Below are 17,138 nucleotides of genomic sequence, written 5' to 3' on the forward strand. Positions count from 1 at the left end.
AAACACCATGAAGAATTTTTACTACTATAATCCAATAGGTAAATTTCTGCTATCTCCCTTTATCTTTTATAGAAATTATATAATGTCCGATAAAACTTATATTTTAAAAAGATTTAAACGGGTAATGGGATATAATCTGGATTTAAATAATCCGAGAACATTAAACGAAAAGATTCAATGGCTCAAATTATATCACAATACTCCACTACACACTCAATGCGCAGATAAATATGCGGTAAGGGAATATGTAAAGAACAAAATTGGTGAAAATTATTTAGTACCTCTTTATTTCACCACAGATAATCCAAAGGAAATCAGACCAGAAAAACTTCCGGAAACACCGTTCATTATAAAGACCAATCACGATAGCTCCGGTGGTGTAATTGTAAAGGACAAAACCAAAATTAATTGGGAAGAAATTCAAAAATCTTTAGAACAAAGATTAAAAAACAACTACTATCATCATGCAAAAGAAAAACAATATAAGGATATTAGGCCTAGAATAATTGTTGAAAAATTGTTAATCGATAATTCCGGTAACATCCCTAATGATTTTAAAATTCACTGCTTTAATGGTGACCCCCAAATTATTCAAGTTGATAGTGACCGATTTTCCAATCATAAGAGAAATTTATACAATGCAAATTGGGAATTGCTTCCATTTACCTGGAGTATTTGGGTAGACAACAAGCCGGTATGGGACAATGGCCCAACCATGCAGAAACCTGAATCATTAAATACTCTAGTGGATTTAGCCAAATCTTTGTCCAAAGATTTTTACTATTCCCGAATCGACTTTTATGTAGTTGATGAAGAAATATATTTTGGAGAAATAACTTTCCACCATGGGGGTGGAACAGAAATTATTTTTCCGAAAAAATGGGACTCCCATTATGGTGATAATCTTCGAATTCCTATTAATAAGGAGTAATTGGTAATTTTTAAGTCAGTAATTCAATAATAATATCTATTATAGAATTCTTATTTCGTTTAATTTTTTAATTGTAGCCTTAATCTTTTAGGCCTTCTAAATATTCAACATTCTTCTTGACCAATGGTTTTGAATTGTTAATATTAAAATCAGATAAACAATGTCAAATCAATTTTGACGTTTAGATGATAACATAATAGTAAAATCGCCTCTTAAAAAATATTAGCAATACTTTTGCTACACAACAATACAACATCAATAATGCAAAAAAAACTTATTCGTATTACCACCGTATCCGGTTCTTTAGATGGATTGCTTCAAAATCAATTAAAATTCATGAGTGATCATTTCGAGGTTATAGGAATGTCTTCTAAAGGAATTCGCTTGGACAAGGTTAGAAAAGAACAGAACGTAAGGGTCATACCACTTCAGATGTCCAGAAGTATTTCCCCATTGAAAGACGTAGTTGCATTAATAAAGTTATACACCATTTTAAGAAAAGAAAAGCCTTTTATTCTCCATTCACACACCCCAAAAGCAGGACTACTTGGCATGATGGCATCTTATTTTGCCAAAGTTCCTCACAGATTACATACGGTTGCCGGTCTTCCCCTTCTTGAAACAAAAGGAATAAAAAGAATAATATTGAATTTCGCTGAAAAAGCCACCTATGCCTTTGCAACGAGAGTTTATCCTAATTCCTTTGGGCTGGAAAAAATAATACTTGACCATAATTTCACTAATAAAAATAAACTAAAAGTTATTGGAAATGGCAGCTCAAATGGTATAGATCTAGCACATTTTGACCCTAGTTTATTTTCCGAAGAGGAAAATGGGGCGTTACGTCAGCAATTGAATATTGGTGAAAGTGACTTTGTATTTATAAATATTGGTAGAATGGTAAAAGATAAAGGGATAAATGAATTAGTAGAAGCCTTTTGCAAAATTCAGGATACCCATAAAAGTGTCAAACTTCTTTTGCTAGGAGAATTTGAAAAAGATCTAGACCCATTATTACCTGAGACCATGGATCATATAAAAAACAACCCTAATATAATTTATTTAGGTTGGCAATGGGACGTTCGTCCTTATTTTGCTATTTCCAATATGTTGGCATTTCCTAGTTATAGGGAAGGATTTCCCAATGTGGTAATGCAAGCAGGAGCCATGGGACTTCCCAGTATAGTCTCAGATATAAATGGTTGTAATGAGATAATAGTAAACGGCGAGAATGGCTGTATAGTTCCTCCGAAAAGTATGGACGATCTATATGTCGCTATGATCGAAACCATAAATAATGGGACATCAAAATTTAAAAATGCTAGAAACTCTATCGCTGTAAGATTCGATAGATCAGTAATTTGGAATGCAATATTAGCAGAGTATGACTCGTTAACACCAAATCCTGAAAAATAACAGATGACAGTCCAATTTTTCTTTGGATATATTCTGACAAAAAAAGGAATTATCGACTAAAAAGCAATCCTTCCTTTTTAACTATTAATCCGATTTAATTCATAGTTGAGCACAATTAATTGGCTGCCGTTTTGTGAAATTATATTTTTGTAGTTCATATAATCAAAAGGAGGTTACCATTTAATTTTACCATTAAACCAATTAATGTAAATTAATAATGTATAGATTGATAATCAAAAGATTACTAGATTTAATATTAGCTTTGATAGCCTTCATACTATTATTGCCCATTATTATAATCATCACACTTATTTCTTTGGTCATTAATAGGTCTAACCCCTTCTTTTCACAGGATAGGCCCGGCAAAAATGAAGTTGTTTTTAAAATGTACAAATTTAAGAGCATGACGGACAAAAAGGATTTAAGTGGGAAATTATTACCTGATGAAGCTCGATTAACAAAAATGGGGAACCTATTAAGAAAAACGTCGTTGGATGAACTTCCTCAATTAATTAATGTAATAACTGGCGACATGAGTCTAGTTGGACCACGACCACTTCGGACATACTATTTACCCTACTACAGTAAAAGAGAAGCAATTAGGCATACTATTAGACCAGGAATTACCGGATTGGCCCAAGTCTCGGGAAGAAATGCCATTGGTTGGGATGAAAAACTAGAACTAGATGTTCAATATGTGGAAAATTTATCTTTTGCCAATGATCTGAAATTAATCTATAAAACAATTTTAAAGGTAATAAGACCATCCGATGTAATTTTGGATGATAACATGTTAACCTTGGTTGAACATCGAACGAAAATATGAACCTGACTTATTAATAATTGTTAGATTATTTCCAAGCCATATCTAAGTTTATAATTAAAAGTTTTATTCCATTATGATCCAATCTATCCATCCGTCTTTTGCCATCTTTAGGGATGATTTATTTCCTTTATTAGGCGGCGGGAACAAAGCCCGCAAAATGATGGCGCTACATAATACAATTCAAGAAGGTAAATACACTTCAATTGTGACCACAGGCGGAATACAATCCAATCATTGCAGGGCGACAGCATTATACTGTTCCAAGTACGATTTGGATTGCACATTGGTGTTGCATGGCAATAAGGAAAATTTTTTATCTCAAAATGGCAATGCCAGATTAATTAGAAATACTAGGGCCAAGGTGGTTTTTTCCAATGCTGACGAAATTTCAATAGAAATGGACAAAGCTATGAACCAATACCAAACAATGGATCGCAAACCATTCTATTTATATGGAGGTGGACATACTATGGAAGGTGGGAAGGCGTATATTGAAATTTTCGAAGAAATAGAAGAAAGCGGTTTTATCCCGGATTATATTTTCTTGGCTAGCGGCACTGGTTCAACCCAAGCAGGTTTACTGGCCGGCATATCTAAATATAATTTAAAGACAAAAGTCATAGGAATTTCGGTTGGCAGGGAAAGATTAAGATCGGAAAAAATAATAAAAGAATTCTATTCCAAGTTATGTAATCTATACTCTATTCCTGAAGATGATAAAAATATAACGGTAGCTGATGAATATCTATGTGGAGGCTATGAAAAATTCAATAATGACATATTGCAAATTTCCAATAATTCCTACACCAAATACGGAATTCCCCTAGACACAACATATACAGCTAAGGCATTATATGGCATGGAACAAATTATTAAAAAACAAATGCTTACCGGGAAAATACTTTTTTGGAACACTGGTGGAATATTTAACTATTTTAACTAATGATTGAAATTAAAAACAACAAAAAAGATTGGAATAACTTTCTATTAAGAATGGAATCCTACGATCTATATCATACCTTTGAATACCATGAAGTTATGAAGAAAACAGGGGAAGAACCAATTATCATCACCTACAAAAAAAATGAGACTGAAGTTGGTATTCCTTTTTTAAAACGAAAAATAAATGATGAATTATTCGATTTGGTATCCGTACATGGATATTTAGGTCCGGTATCCATCAATGTTGATGATTCTTTTGATTCCGAAAATTTTTCGATGGAATTTCAGCAGTTGTTGCGTGAACAAAACATTGTTACGGCTTTTTCAAAATTAAATCCATATTTGCGCAATCAAAGTAAAATATTGAATAAGCTGGGCGCAATCGAGAATATTGGTGAATTGGTGTATTTTGACCAGCAAATGGACATGGATGACCAATTTCTTTGCTACAAAAAGGACACCATTAGGCTTATAAAAAAATTGAAGCCCATTGCCAACTATAAATTTGCTGAAAATTCTGAAGATATTGAAACTTTCATAGCTATTTATTACAATAATCTGGATAGGCTAAAGGCCAATAAATCATTTTATTACAAGAAGGATTATTTTGAGACTTTAATAAATTCCGACATGGCGGATGCCAAAATTATTTTAGCCATCCATAATGAGACTGGTGAAGTAATGGCAGGTGTTTTTTATTTTGGGACAAAGAGTATAACACATATTGAATTAGCCTGTACCAATGACAAATATTACAATATAAGTCCTATTCGATTTTTATATGACCAAATAAGAATATTGTGCCATAAGGACGACATGAAATATTTAAATATGGGTGGAGGCAGCGGAGGAAGAGAAGGCTCTTTAATGAAGTTCAAGTCTTGCTTTGCCCAAAATTATGTTGATTTCAATGTTTGGAAATTAATAGCCATTCCCGATGTTTACGATGAACTCCAAACCGTTGACCAAAAAAATTCGGAGTCAAATTACTTTCCTAAATATAGATTAAACCATTAACCATTAAAAAAGAAACGTGAATATACTATTTACTTGTGCCGGCAGAAGAAATTATTTAATTAATTATTTTAAAAAAGCCTTAAATAATAATGGCCAAATAATTGCTGTTGACACGCAATTGACTGCACCTGCCTTGGTAGATGCCGATAAAGCTTTTAAAGTACCGTCTATATACGATCCCGAATATATAGATAGCCTTAAATCTATAATTAAAGATAATAATATAAAGGCTATTATTTCATTAAATGATTTAGAACTGCCTATACTTTCACAATATAAAAATGAATTAGAGGCTTTGGGGGCCAAAGTAATTATTTCGGATGAGAACGTAATTGATATGTCATCTGACAAATGGAAAACCTATAATTTCTTTAATAACCTAAACATACCCACGCCCAAAACCTTTATAACCATAGAGAGTGCTTTGGAAGCAATAAAAGATACTTCGTTGCATTATCCCTTAATTGTCAAACCAAGATGGGGAAGTGCGTCTATTGGAGTGGATGTCGTTGAAAATGAAAAAGAACTTTTACTAGCCTATGAGTTACAAAAATTAAGAATAAAGAGGTCCATTCTTAAAACTGTTAGCTCAAGTGATATTGACCATAGTATCATTATTCAGGAAAAATTAGAAGGTGAAGAGTTTGGTATGGATATTTTAAATGATTTCAATGGAAATTATTATAGCTGTTTTATAAGAAAAAAATTATCAATGCGTTCTGGTGAAACAGATAAAGCTGTTTCCGTAATTGATGAAAACTTTTCTAAATTCGGCGAATTGATCGGAAGTCATACCAAACATATTGGGAATATGGACTGCGATTTTTTTGTGGTCAACAACAAGATGTATATTTTAGAATTAAATCCGAGATTTGGAGGAGGCTATCCTTTTTCACATGAAGCTGGTATTGACACTCCCGCCATTTATATTTCATGGTTAAATAATGAGGATGACGTAAGTAGGTTTAACAAGTTTAAATCAGGCCTATTATTTTCAAAATGTGATATGTTGATGCAAATCCCAAACATTTTATAAGAATACTTAATGAAAGATATTACTACTAATTCCAAAATATACTCCTCTACTTGGCTGAAACATTTTGGTAATGGATATTTAGAAAACAAATTTAATTTTATCGATAATATTTCCTTTATCAAGGACAAAGTTCTTCCAATATATATCAATATCGGGAAAAATTTATCGCTAGGAATATCCTATTCCAAACCGGAAAATGGACCAATTGAATCTGCTAAAAAATTAAAAAATGGTGTAATTCTAATTTATCATGTGCCTACTTATTACAAGCCTGATTTTTTAGATTACAACAATTCGATCGGGTTGCACAAAATATACGATTCCACTGGGTATTTAATCGATTTTAAATCCTTTGACGACCTTGACAGCTATTTTACAGCCACATTAAGCCCCAGCCGTATAAAGAAAATCCAGAGAAATAAGAGACAGTTGGAATCTAGGCACGATATATCTTACAAATGGTATTATGGGGAAATCTCGGAATCGGAGTATGAAAAAGTATTTGAGTCGTTTCGCAAGTTATTGGAAAAAAGATATGATGATAAACAACAATACAATCGTCATTTAAACGATGCTATTTGGAATTTTTACCATGAGATTTTTTACCCTCTAATAAATACCAAAAATGCTTCATTCTACATTATCTATAATGGCTCTGAACCTATTTCCATTTGTCTAAACTACAACACCCCTGATAGTATTAAGGGAGCTATCTCCGTATTCGATATCGACTTTGCCAAGTATGAAATTGGCAATATGTATTTAACCAATCAATTCGAAATCTGTTTTGAAAACAACATAAGAATTTTTGATTTAGGTCTTGGCAATTATGGCTATAAAAATCGATGGAGCACTGATACTTACACTCTGGACCATCACGTATTCTACAATAGAAAATCTATTATTTCCAGAACGTTAGCAAAAGTTATGCAAAAGTACTTTCAAACAAAACTAAAACTCAAAAAGAAGGGAGTTAAGAATATCTTTGTAAAAAATCAAAATGTTCAAATAGAATAACTTGATTTAAATTGTATTGAATTAATACTATTTCATTTAAACCTTTACGACCATAGTATTAGTTAAAGACTATGAAAAACCTACCTAAAGCGTGGCATAAAATCATTGATAGATAGTTAATTATCTATGAACCGTTCAAAATAAATTCTTTTTGAAACCAAGTCTAGACTATCAATAGAATAAGTGTAATTTCTTCCGTTTTTTGGGATTTCTAGAAATAATGATAAATTATTGATGTCGACCATGCAATATAACATTGGGTCATCTTTGGATTCATCAAAATCCAATACTTGGTAGGCCGTTGTATCGCCTGGTGCCAAATTATTAAACCTCACTGAAAATAGGGACACACTTTCAAGTTCATGTACACTATTGTTCACGACCCTTATTTTAGTTTCATTCTGCTCATCCAACACGGATTTACTTTCACAGAAAATGAAAATAGAACAAAGAAATAAAAAACCTATAGCTTTCATAATTTTGATTTTATTGTTACCGTTAAAATTTGACAATAGCCAAAACATATCTATTTCTTAATCCCTTGGGCCGTAGCCAAATTTCAAATAATAATTATTACTTTCTATTTAATGAATGGGTAAAATATCAATTAAAGTTAGTAAATTAACTCCTTCTAAGGAATTAACTATGTACAATTTTTCCGATCTATTTTTGCCCTACATTAATTAAATCAATCTTTATTTTTGTCTCAAGCCTTCATATTCAATGTCTCTTCAAGGTAATAATTTGAAATACAAATGATGTACATCAATTATAAAGCCAAAGAAAAATAATTCGTATGCAATCGTTGTTAAAAAATACATTTATAAGGTTTATATTAATTTCTTTATTGTTTTTATTGCCACTGTTCGCTACAAGTCAAATTACTATTTCGGGAACTGTTGTCGTAAATGATGGCAAGGGAACTGCAATTGCACGATCTGGAGTTCATGTTTATTGGCAGGACAGCACCGCCATGGTTTTGACCAACACAGAAGGTTATTTCAAAATACCGTATAATAACAATACTAAAAAACTTATATTAAGCTTTCCTGGATATCAAACAGATACCCTTGATGCGAATAGACCAAATATTGGTAAAATATTATTACAGAAGGAAATAGATTTGGAGGAGGTTATTGTTATGAATAAAATAAAACCTCTTCAAAAGTCATTGTTCGAAGTGCAGAATGTTGTCACTGTTGATAGCAGGGAAATGCTCAAGGCCGCATGCTGCAATCTTTCGGAAAGCTTTGAAACCAATCCCACCGTTGATGTCAACATTTCTGATGCTGTCACTGGAGCCAAACAAATTCAAATGTTGGGCTTAAATAGTCCCTATCTCCTATTTACACAAGAAAACATACCGTCTATAAGAGGCGCATCCCAAATTTATGGGTTATCCTTTATTCCTGGTTCCTGGATTGAAAGCATACAAATTACCAAAGGGTCCGGTGGGGTTCAAAATGGATATGAAAGTATTTCCGGACAAATAAATTCGGAATTGGTGAAACCACTAAGCGACAAGCTTTTATTTTTGAACATCTATTCCAATAATTATGAACGATATGAGTTTAACGGAAGATTCAACAAGAAAATATCCAAAAATCTAGGAACAGGAATTTATGTCCATGGCAATTTAAGAAATGGCACCATAGACAACAATAATGATGGATTCTTGGATACGCCATTGGCCGAACAAATCAATTTAATGAACAGGTGGCAATATATGGACAGTGAAAAGGGCTGGGTAAGTTTTTTAACCCTTCATTATCTAAAGGACAAAAAAAACACTGGCCAGGTAAATTTTGTACCAGAACGAGATAAATTAACAACTAATAATTGGGGTAGTGAAGTACTAAGTCACCGGTTGGATATTTCTTCTAAAGTGGGATATGTTTTCCCTGATTTACCTTATCAAAGTATTGGAATACAAACGTCTTATAACGTTCACGACCAGAATTCGTATTATGGCCTGAACCTTTACGATATAAAGCAAAACTCATTCTATACGAACCTAATTTTTAACAGCATCATTAATAACACACGAAATAAAATTAAAGCTGGCGTCAATTATAGTAATGACTATTATGACGAACAAGTAAATGGGCAAGCCTTAGAAAGAAATGACAATACTATAGGATCATTTTTTGAGTATAGTTATGATAGCTTGGAAAAATTAAGTTTAGTAGCCGGAATTAGATTGGATCACCATAATAAACTTGGCAATTTTATTACCCCACGTTTGCATATAAGATATTCACTTTGGGATAAGGCAAGTCTCAGGGGTTCTTTAGGCAAGGGTGTAAAAGGAGCCAACATCTTTGCAGAAAACCAACAACTATTTGCTTCTTCAAGAAGTGTGGAAATAATAGAAAATTCAGGTAAAATCTACGGTCTTAACCCGGAAGTTGCCTGGAATTTTGGGATAAGTTTAATCCAAAAATTATATCTCTGGAATAGAGTCTTGGATTTTTCTACTGATTTTTACAGTACACAGTTTCAAAATCAGGTGGTAATTGATTGGGAAGATCCTAGAAAAATATCATTTTATAATTTGGACGGAAAAAGTTATTCCAATAGTTTACAAATAGATTTAAATTATGAAATAGTTCAAAATCTTGACCTAAGGGCAACCTACAAATATTATGATATTAGGGTTGATTACCAATCAGGTAGGTTAACAAAACCTTTACAACCCAAACATCGTTTTTTCACTAATATAAGTTATGAAACACTTAGCAAATCGAATGGATCTCAATGGCGATTCGATTATACCCTTCACTGGCAGGGTGAACAACGATTGCCCAATACAGCTTCAAACCCTAATGAATATCATTTAGCATCATTTTCACCCTCATATGCTTTAATGAATACACAAGCAACCAGAGTGTTTTCAAAGAAATTTGAAGTTTATATAGGTGGGGAAAATATCGCCAATTATACCCAAAACAGGGCTATATTAGGGAGTGATGATCCATTTGGACCGTATTTTGATAGTACCATCCTATATGCCCCTGTTTTGGGAAGTACTTATTACATTGGCTTAAGATATAAATTATAAATTTTTGGTATGAAAAAATTAATTATCTGCTTATTATTGATTATTACTTCTGTAAAAGCCTATTCACAGGACAAAAATAAGAAGGTCTCCTTTGAGGTAAAGGGAAATTGTGCTATGTGCAAAGCAAGAATAGAGAAGGCGTCCCTTAAGGTCAAAGGAGTTAAATATGTAAATTGGGACATCGCCTCCAAACAACTGACTTTAATTTTGGATGAGAATAAATGTGGACCCCTAGATGTTAAAAAGGCTATTGCAAGGGTTGGTCACGATACCGATTCGGCTCAAGCGGATGATAACACCTATAACAACTTACCGCCCTGCTGTAAATTTAGAGATCCAGAAAGTGTTCATATGGACCATAATGTTAAACATTGAGCAATAATGCTTCCGTTAAAGTTGGGTAGCTGAGCTAATATTTTTTTTAAAAAATAGGGTAACCCATAATATATGCCAATTGTCCTGCAAAATGCCATTAGCGTTGCGATACACCTCTGTAACAATGATTGGATATAATGCAAAAAAATAGCTAGGAAGTTTCCCAGCCATTTTTTATTTGCACATCTAATAAGATATTCATTGAATTAAAATATCTAAAGTTTCACGACTCTCTTGGCCAATAATATTTCACCTTGACCATTTACTACTTGAATGACATAAATACCGGAGGAAAGGCCGTATAGGTTGTTAATTTCCAAAGTATCCGTGTTTTGAAAGGATTCTTTTCTAATGGACATACCCATCATATTAAACACTTCGATAGAACAATCGGTTTTTTTATTTAGCTTGATAGTGATCTTATTGATGAAAGGGTTAGGAAATGTAGTCATAAAAACAGGGCTATCATCCTTATTGTCTTCCTGCCATTCCACAACATTTTTGATATCTATATGATCAAAAGGTTTGTCATTTACTACCAAGGCTCGACTGGATTTTCCTGTTAGACCAGAATTGGCAACATCTATCCTTGCCGTAAATGAAGAACCACTTTCCGCCGTAAAGCCCGGCTTTAACTCAATCGTATTTAATGATTCAATTCTAGCTGAACGGCCGGAGGGCACAATAAAACCGTTATCTCCCGCTTCTATCAGAAATTGATAATAAAATACTTCTTCGGGATTGTAGGTATTACCCACAATGTAATTATCCAATACCGCAAGCCCATTTCTTGCATAGAAAACACCCAATACCCTACTATCAATAATACTATTTGGATTTACGGAAGGCAATGTTTGGCCATCAAAAACATAGGTTCCGTCATAGCGTAGCATTGAAGTACTAATAAAACCAGATGAGCCAGGATTATTTTCTTCCCATTCTTGCCAAAGTCTATCTACATTGGTATGATGCAAATAAAATACAGGGTCCCTTGGCGAAGCCCCCGTGGGCATAAAGCCTCCTGTCCATGAATGTGCACCTGAATGAACCCTTCCTCGTTCGAAACGATTGGAATATGCGTAAAATCCTACTGTCTGGGAATCCGGAGGTGGCCAACTTGTACCGCTTATGCCTTGTATCACATTCACATTACTATCACTAGTACCAGTTGTAACTGGCAAAGTACCTGAAGCACCTAAGGCCCTGCCCAAGCCCCAATTGGCATCAAAACTTCCCATTAAATCTTGGTTCCACAATGTTGAATTCACAGACCTCTCCTCATAACTTTCCCAATAAACCAAGCTAATTCTAGGATTTATATTTTGAAGGGCCTGTTCTACTTCAAACATTTGTCGTCGGTGCCAGGCAAGAAAAATGTCCCGCTGCGGTTCGTCTGGTAGGTTGAAATGTATGTCCAATCGTGTTGGATCAATAGTATTATCAAAATTGAAAAAATTATTGTGGAATGTAGCTAAATCATTAACTAAGTCTGCACCTGACCTCAAGCCATAAAATCCATTGACCAATTCAATTTTCTCATATTGAGACATCTCAGTAAAATTTTTCCGTATACTTTGGGCTCCAACTTGAGACACCAAAAATGAAAAAACAAATAATGCATAATACTTATTCATAATACATTATATTTTCTAATTATTTCCTTTAATTAACCTTTCCAATTCAATAAATTTTTCAGACAATAATTGGATTTTCTTATTTTCATTTTCCAACTTAATTATTTTCTTTTCTTGTTGGATGGTATATAAAGTCAATTCTTCTATTTTCTGAAGTAACTTCGCATTCATTTCACCTAACTTAATACCATTTAGTTCAACTTCTGCGGCACTTGGGATATTCTCTAAATGACCTTTATCTAGAATATGCTGCTCCACTTCCTCTAAGGTAGGAAGACCATAATTTTTTGTAAAAACAAAATCAGGCCAATTTTGGGATAATTCAACTTTTATTTCCTCAGCCACCACATTACCATCAACAGCCAATCTATAGCCTTGGGTATTTGTAGTACCGATACCTACATTTCTACTAGCGAACAAGTCCCTAGCGGTCCAATCCACTGTTGGTAAATTTGAGTTTGCTGAAGTATAATCAATTACACCGGTTCCTGTTGTAGTAACATTTGCTGCATTGCTCGCAGGTGAAACATTACCGGCAGCATCCCTAGCCGTTATTGTAAAAGCATAGGAAGTATTTTGAGTAAGTCCGGTCACATTAAAAGTAAGGGCTCCTGTTGTGGTTCCTATACTGGTACCGTTTTGCAATATGGTATATCCCGTAACCCCAACATTATCAGTAGAAGCTGCCCAAGAAAGGTTTGTAGTGGTTGTTGTGGTTCCATTGGCCGCCAAACTACTTGGTGCCGTTGGTGGCTGGCCATCCGCCGCCGTTAAGGTTGTGACATTTGCCGTATTACTAACGGGCGAAACATTGCCTGCCGCATCGCTTGCGGTTACCGTAAAGGCATAAGTAGTATTTTGGGTAAGTCCGGTCACATTAAAAGTAAGTGCCCCTGTGGTAGTCCCAATACTAGTGCCATTCCGCAGTATAGTATATCCAGTAACCCCAACATTATCAGTAGAAGCTGCCCAAGAAAGGTTTGTAGTGGTTGTTGTGGTTCCATTGGCCGCCAAACTACTTGGCGCCGTTGGTGGCTGGCCATCCGCCGCCGTTAAGGTTGTGACATTTGCCGTATTACTTACCAGCGAAACATTGCCTGCCGCATCGCTTGCGGTTACCGTAAAGGCATAGGTGGTATTTTGGGTAAGTCCGGTCACATTAAAAGTAAGGGCTCCTGTTGTGGTTCCTATACTGGTACCGTTTTGCAATATGGTATATCCCGTAACCCCAACATTATCAGTAGAAGCTGCCCAAGAAAGGTTTGTAGTGGTTGTTGTGGTCCCATTGGCCGCCAAACTACTTGGTGCCGTTGGTGGCTGACTATCAGTAGCCGTTAAGGTGGTGACATTTACTGTATTGCTTGCAGGTGAAACGTTGCCCGCTGCATCGCTTGCAGTTACCGTAAAGGAATAGGAAGTATTTTGAAAAAGACCGGTTACGTTAAGGGTAGTAGCGCCATTTGTAGTTCCAATACTAGTTCCATTTTGCAATATAGTATACCCCGTAACCCCAACGTTGTCCGTAGACGGTGTCCAATTCAAGGTAGTCCCCGTAGCTGTAGTGCCACTTGCCACTAAGTTCGTAGGTGCTGTTGGTGGTGTTGCATCACTTCCTGCTGGGAGTATGGAAACGTTATCTATAAATACTGTATTTCCTGCTGTGTTTCCGGAGGAAGAAAGTCCATTGTAAATAGTTATCCGTGGATTAGAGGAGGTAGCGGTAACATTAAATACATATTGGGTCCAATTTGTATCAGTAATAGGAGTCGTGGAAAATCCTGTAACGCCCGTCCAATTTGCAAATGCTGGTGCTGCGGGTGTAGTTACCTGGGGGCCTTGTCTTGCCCATATTCGTATAACATAATCGTTGCCGATTGTAGCGTTATAAAAATAGTCCATTCGATATCTGCTACCAGTGTTCGAAACCATACTTATTGCGAAGTTCCCCTGTTGAGGATTGGTAGCACTAGATGTAATAACAGCCGAACCAGACCAACCCGTTGTAGAATTGGACTCATTTGCAATTGAAGCTGCATTTGACTGTGTGTGAAGCTCTTGACCAATTCCGCCTTCAACATAAAACAAACATAATGACAAAAATAATAGTAATATTTTTTTCATATTAAAACACTTTATAAATGAATATACCTTGAGGGGGAATTTGCCACAAAATTAACATATTTTCTGCCTCATGATTACATTTTTCTATGAACTGCACTTAAATAGCTATAAATGGTATTAAATAATGTAAAAACCTCAAAAAAACGACTATCGTTAGGCAGTTAAAACTTCACCTTACAATGAGTTGAAAAAGAATTTGATTTAAAATATCCCAACCTTTGTTAAACCTAGAGCCATCTACTCTCAAATTATCAATAATTTTCCTACTTAAAATCTCACATATCCAATGTTAAAGTCTTCAATTTCCCTAACCGTCTATAATTAGCTAATTGGTAAATTTGTTACATTTGTCGAATATATTTATTCTTTTGACTAAAGTTCAATATATTGGCACGCCCTATTTGTACTTTTACACAAATTTAATCTTACTCAAATTTTATTTATGCGCAACACAAGGCTTTTTAAAATTGCTCTTTCACTGATCTTCATGGCAGTTTTTGTAGGTTGTAGTCCGGAAGATGGCACAGATGGCCTGAATGGAACGAACGGTATTAATGGCATTGACGGTAACAATGGAAACAATGGACTAATAAAGACCCTAGTGGAACAGCCTGGGGCAAATTGTACCAATGGAGGTTTCAGCGTTCAGACTGGTTTGGATACAAATGCCAATAGTATTTTGGACGCCAATGAAGTAATTAGTACTGAATATTTGTGCAACGGTGACAATGCCAATATTACTTATCAAACATACGTTTCATTGATCAGTCAATCGGGTACAGAAAATCCAAGCTCCAATGTTCTGGAAAACACTTTAGATTTAAACATTAGTTGGGTAAGGGAATCCCAGGGAAAATATGTGGGAACTCTAGATAAAACAATTATCATTGGAAAAACTGTAATTTTTTACACTACACCTACAACCCATACTGGGGTAAGAGGTGAAATAATTGGCGATAATCAGGTTAGAATAGAACTCCAAAATGGCATTAATGCTTTTATGGATAATTTCAGCAACCTGTCCTTTGAATTAAGACAATATGAGTAGCGTATGTATGCACCGTCAATTTAATTACACGATTATGAAGAAAAAATATATTGCTCCGATAGCGTTCTTTTTCGTCCTTTTGGGATATAGTCAGGGAAATTATTTCCCGGCCTCGGGGAACGTTGGAATTGGTACCTTAACACCAAATTTTAGCCTTGAGATAGCCGGAACTTTTAGTGCTTCAGAAATATTTGTAAATGGTTCCGTAATGCAAAGTTCCCCATGGTTGCTAAATGGCATTAATACCTTTTACAATGCAGGTAGGGTGGGAATAGGCACCAACAATCCTGGATTTGCCTTGGACGTAGCAGGTACGGTAAATGCAACTAATCTATTAATAAATGGGGCTCCGCTCCCAGCTTCGCCATGGTCTCTTTCTGGATCCAACACGTTTTACAACGCTGGACGGGTGGGCATCGGCACCAATAACCCCGGATTTGCCCTAGATGTGGCAGGTACGGTAAATGCCACAAACTTTTTGATAAATGGGGCAGCACTTCCTGCTTCACCATGGTCTCTTTCTGGATCCAACACCTTTTATAGTATAGGACGGGTGGGCATCGGTACAAATAGCCCTAATTTTGATCTAGATGTTGCTGGGACTGTAAATGCTACAAACCTATTGATAAATGGAGCCCCGCTCCCAGGTTCACCATGGTCAATTTCTGGGAATGAACTTTTTTATAATACAGGTAATGTAGGCATAGGCACAATCAACCCTAACTTTGATTTGGATGTGGCAGGAACCATAAATGCCACTACTATTCTAATAAATGGAGATCCGCTTCCAGGATCCCCATGGTCAGTCTCTGGGTCAAATGTAGTGTATAATGGAGGTGGCGTCGGAATTGGTCTAACCAATGTCCCATCTGGCTACGCATTGGCTGTGGATGGTAATGTGATTGCGGAAGAAATAAAAGTTGAATTATCCCAAAATTGGCCTGATTTTGTTTTTGCCAAAAATTACGGTCTTCCTACCTTAGAGGAAGTGGAGCAGCATATTCTAGATAAAGGTCATTTAGAGAATATTCCAAGTGCCGCAGAAGTTGAACTAAATGGTATTAAGTTAGGTGAAATGAATGCGAAGTTACTTCAGAAAATAGAAGAACTCACTTTATATACGATTCAACAACAAAAAGAAATTAAAGAATTAAAATTGGCCAATTCGAAATTCGAAGTCGAAAAGGAAAATTTAAAACTATTAGCGAACCGTTTAGACAAACTTGAAAAAACATTAACTGAATAATTAGGTCTACAGTATCAAAAAAAATATTTAAACAGAACATCTGTGGGTTTAACTTTTAAAGTTGGACCCTTTTTTTTTAAATTAAAGACACTATCCTTTTTAGTTGTAAGTTAAAATTAACTAGGGATTGCCTTTTAATTAATGTCAATCCTTTTTTCAAAGATCACAAGGAACTGATTTTTAATAGCTTCCTAGTAAGAACGGGCATTGTAAATGTGTTTTATCAGCCGTAAATTCTTCTCTACCCGTGCAACTAAATATAGCTACAAACACTTCATATATCGTCTACCTCACACATTTAAACCTTGGATTCCCAAAACCCATTCTTGACAGCTTCGGTAATTTTCAGGAGCTAAATACGGATGTCTTTGGCGCCACACACCCTGAAATAGATCCGTCCATGCAACTCACATACAAGCAACTTCCCGACACCTTGTTTTAGGAGATATATAAAAACACTATTGAGTT

At 35.1% G+C, this 17,138-nt stretch carries 15 protein-coding genes; 12 read left to right on the forward strand and 3 right to left on the reverse strand.

Annotated features, from left to right (window positions below):
* Positions 1–82 precede the first annotated feature (82 nt).
* From CWD90_RS13765 to CWD90_RS13795, 7 genes are all read left to right on the forward strand, one after another.
* On the forward strand, positions 83–931 hold the full coding sequence (locus CWD90_RS13765) for an ATP-grasp fold amidoligase family protein (RefSeq protein WP_239986523.1): 849 nt from the start codon (positions 83–85) through the stop codon (positions 929–931).
* A gap of 261 nt (positions 932–1,192) precedes the next feature.
* Complete coding sequence (locus tag CWD90_RS13770; protein WP_103476653.1) at positions 1,193–2,347, forward strand: glycosyltransferase family 4 protein; 1,155 nt, start codon at positions 1,193–1,195, stop codon at positions 2,345–2,347.
* A 217-nt stretch (positions 2,348–2,564) separates the two neighbouring features.
* Entirely contained in the window at positions 2,565–3,173 is a 609-nt protein-coding gene (locus CWD90_RS13775; RefSeq protein ID WP_103476654.1) for a sugar transferase, read from the forward strand.
* 73 nt (positions 3,174–3,246) lie between these two features.
* On the forward strand, positions 3,247–4,116 hold the full coding sequence (locus CWD90_RS13780; RefSeq protein WP_103476655.1) for a 1-aminocyclopropane-1-carboxylate deaminase/D-cysteine desulfhydrase: 870 nt from the start codon (positions 3,247–3,249) through the stop codon (positions 4,114–4,116).
* A complete protein-coding gene (locus CWD90_RS13785; protein WP_103476656.1) occupies positions 4,116–5,132 on the forward strand; it encodes a hypothetical protein in 1,017 nt (338 codons plus the stop codon). Before CWD90_RS13780 ends, CWD90_RS13785 begins: the two co-directional genes overlap by 1 nt.
* Positions 5,133–5,148: 16 nt before the next feature.
* Positions 5,149–6,168, forward strand: a complete 1,020-nt coding sequence (locus CWD90_RS13790) for an ATP-grasp domain-containing protein (protein ID WP_103476657.1) — start codon at positions 5,149–5,151, stop codon at positions 6,166–6,168.
* Between the two features lie 9 nt (positions 6,169–6,177).
* Positions 6,178–7,185, forward strand: coding sequence for a GNAT family N-acetyltransferase (locus CWD90_RS13795; RefSeq protein ID WP_103476658.1), 1,008 nt, complete (start codon positions 6,178–6,180; stop codon positions 7,183–7,185).
* A 116-nt stretch (positions 7,186–7,301) separates the two neighbouring features.
* Here CWD90_RS13795 and CWD90_RS13800 read toward each other — a convergent pair whose 3' ends face one another.
* On the reverse strand, positions 7,302–7,661 hold the full coding sequence (locus tag CWD90_RS13800) for a hypothetical protein (protein WP_157941229.1): 360 nt from the start codon (positions 7,659–7,661) through the stop codon (positions 7,302–7,304).
* 320 nt (positions 7,662–7,981) lie between these two features.
* Between CWD90_RS13800 and CWD90_RS13805 the strand changes: the two genes are divergently transcribed.
* Together CWD90_RS13805 and CWD90_RS13810 are read left to right on the forward strand one after the other, a co-directional pair.
* A complete protein-coding gene (locus CWD90_RS13805; RefSeq protein ID WP_103476660.1) occupies positions 7,982–10,246 on the forward strand; it encodes a TonB-dependent receptor in 2,265 nt (754 codons plus the stop codon).
* A 9-nt stretch (positions 10,247–10,255) separates the two neighbouring features.
* Positions 10,256–10,621, forward strand: a complete 366-nt coding sequence (locus CWD90_RS13810; protein ID WP_103476661.1) for a heavy-metal-associated domain-containing protein — start codon at positions 10,256–10,258, stop codon at positions 10,619–10,621.
* Between the two features lie 215 nt (positions 10,622–10,836).
* On the opposite strand, the gene CWD90_RS13815 is transcribed toward CWD90_RS13810, so the two are convergent.
* Positions 10,837–12,255 carry a tyrosinase family protein gene (locus tag CWD90_RS13815; protein WP_103476662.1) on the reverse strand — a complete coding sequence of 473 codons (1,419 nt, stop codon included), beginning with the start codon at positions 12,253–12,255 and terminating at the stop codon, positions 10,837–10,839.
* A 15-nt stretch (positions 12,256–12,270) separates the two neighbouring features.
* Positions 12,271–14,376, reverse strand: a complete 2,106-nt coding sequence (locus CWD90_RS23475) for a fibronectin type III domain-containing protein (protein WP_103476663.1) — start codon at positions 14,374–14,376, stop codon at positions 12,271–12,273.
* Between the two features lie 442 nt (positions 14,377–14,818).
* Between CWD90_RS23475 and CWD90_RS13825 the strand changes: the two genes are divergently transcribed.
* The 3 genes from CWD90_RS13825 to CWD90_RS23070 all read left to right on the forward strand — a co-directional run bounded on the left by CWD90_RS13825 (position 14,819) and on the right by CWD90_RS23070 (position 17,112).
* Complete coding sequence (locus CWD90_RS13825; RefSeq protein WP_157941230.1) at positions 14,819–15,424, forward strand: DUF7151 family protein; 606 nt, start codon at positions 14,819–14,821, stop codon at positions 15,422–15,424.
* Between the two features lie 34 nt (positions 15,425–15,458).
* Complete coding sequence (locus CWD90_RS13830) at positions 15,459–16,670, forward strand: hypothetical protein (protein WP_103476665.1); 1,212 nt, start codon at positions 15,459–15,461, stop codon at positions 16,668–16,670.
* A 247-nt stretch (positions 16,671–16,917) separates the two neighbouring features.
* Entirely contained in the window at positions 16,918–17,112 is a 195-nt protein-coding gene (locus CWD90_RS23070; RefSeq protein WP_157941231.1) for a hypothetical protein, read from the forward strand.
* The last annotated feature ends 26 nt before the right edge of the window (positions 17,113–17,138 follow it).

The sequence above is a fragment of the Arenibacter catalasegens genome (assembly GCF_002909235.1).
Taxonomy (GTDB): Bacteria; Bacteroidota; Bacteroidia; order Flavobacteriales; family Flavobacteriaceae; genus Arenibacter; species Arenibacter catalasegens.

Coding starts and splice junctions, on each gene's coding strand:
- CWD90_RS13765 (WP_239986523.1), top strand. CDS start 83: ATGTCCGATAAAACTTATATTTTAAAAAGATTTAAACGGGTAATGGGA.
- CWD90_RS13770 (WP_103476653.1), top strand. CDS start 1,193: ATGCAAAAAAAACTTATTCGTATTACCACCGTATCCGGTTCTTTAGAT.
- CWD90_RS13775 (WP_103476654.1), top strand. CDS start 2,565: ATGTATAGATTGATAATCAAAAGATTACTAGATTTAATATTAGCTTTG.
- CWD90_RS13780 (WP_103476655.1), top strand. CDS start 3,247: ATGATCCAATCTATCCATCCGTCTTTTGCCATCTTTAGGGATGATTTA.
- CWD90_RS13785 (WP_103476656.1), top strand. CDS start 4,116: ATGATTGAAATTAAAAACAACAAAAAAGATTGGAATAACTTTCTATTA.
- CWD90_RS13795 (WP_103476658.1), top strand. CDS start 6,178: ATGAAAGATATTACTACTAATTCCAAAATATACTCCTCTACTTGGCTG.
- CWD90_RS13800 (WP_157941229.1), bottom strand. CDS start 7,661: ATGAAAGCTATAGGTTTTTTATTTCTTTGTTCTATTTTCATTTTCTGT.
- CWD90_RS13805 (WP_103476660.1), top strand. CDS start 7,982: ATGCAATCGTTGTTAAAAAATACATTTATAAGGTTTATATTAATTTCT.
- CWD90_RS13810 (WP_103476661.1), top strand. CDS start 10,256: ATGAAAAAATTAATTATCTGCTTATTATTGATTATTACTTCTGTAAAA.
- CWD90_RS13815 (WP_103476662.1), bottom strand. CDS start 12,255: ATGAATAAGTATTATGCATTATTTGTTTTTTCATTTTTGGTGTCTCAA.
- CWD90_RS23475 (WP_103476663.1), bottom strand. CDS start 14,376: ATGAAAAAAATATTACTATTATTTTTGTCATTATGTTTGTTTTATGTT.
- CWD90_RS13825 (WP_157941230.1), top strand. CDS start 14,819: ATGCGCAACACAAGGCTTTTTAAAATTGCTCTTTCACTGATCTTCATG.
- CWD90_RS13830 (WP_103476665.1), top strand. CDS start 15,459: ATGAAGAAAAAATATATTGCTCCGATAGCGTTCTTTTTCGTCCTTTTG.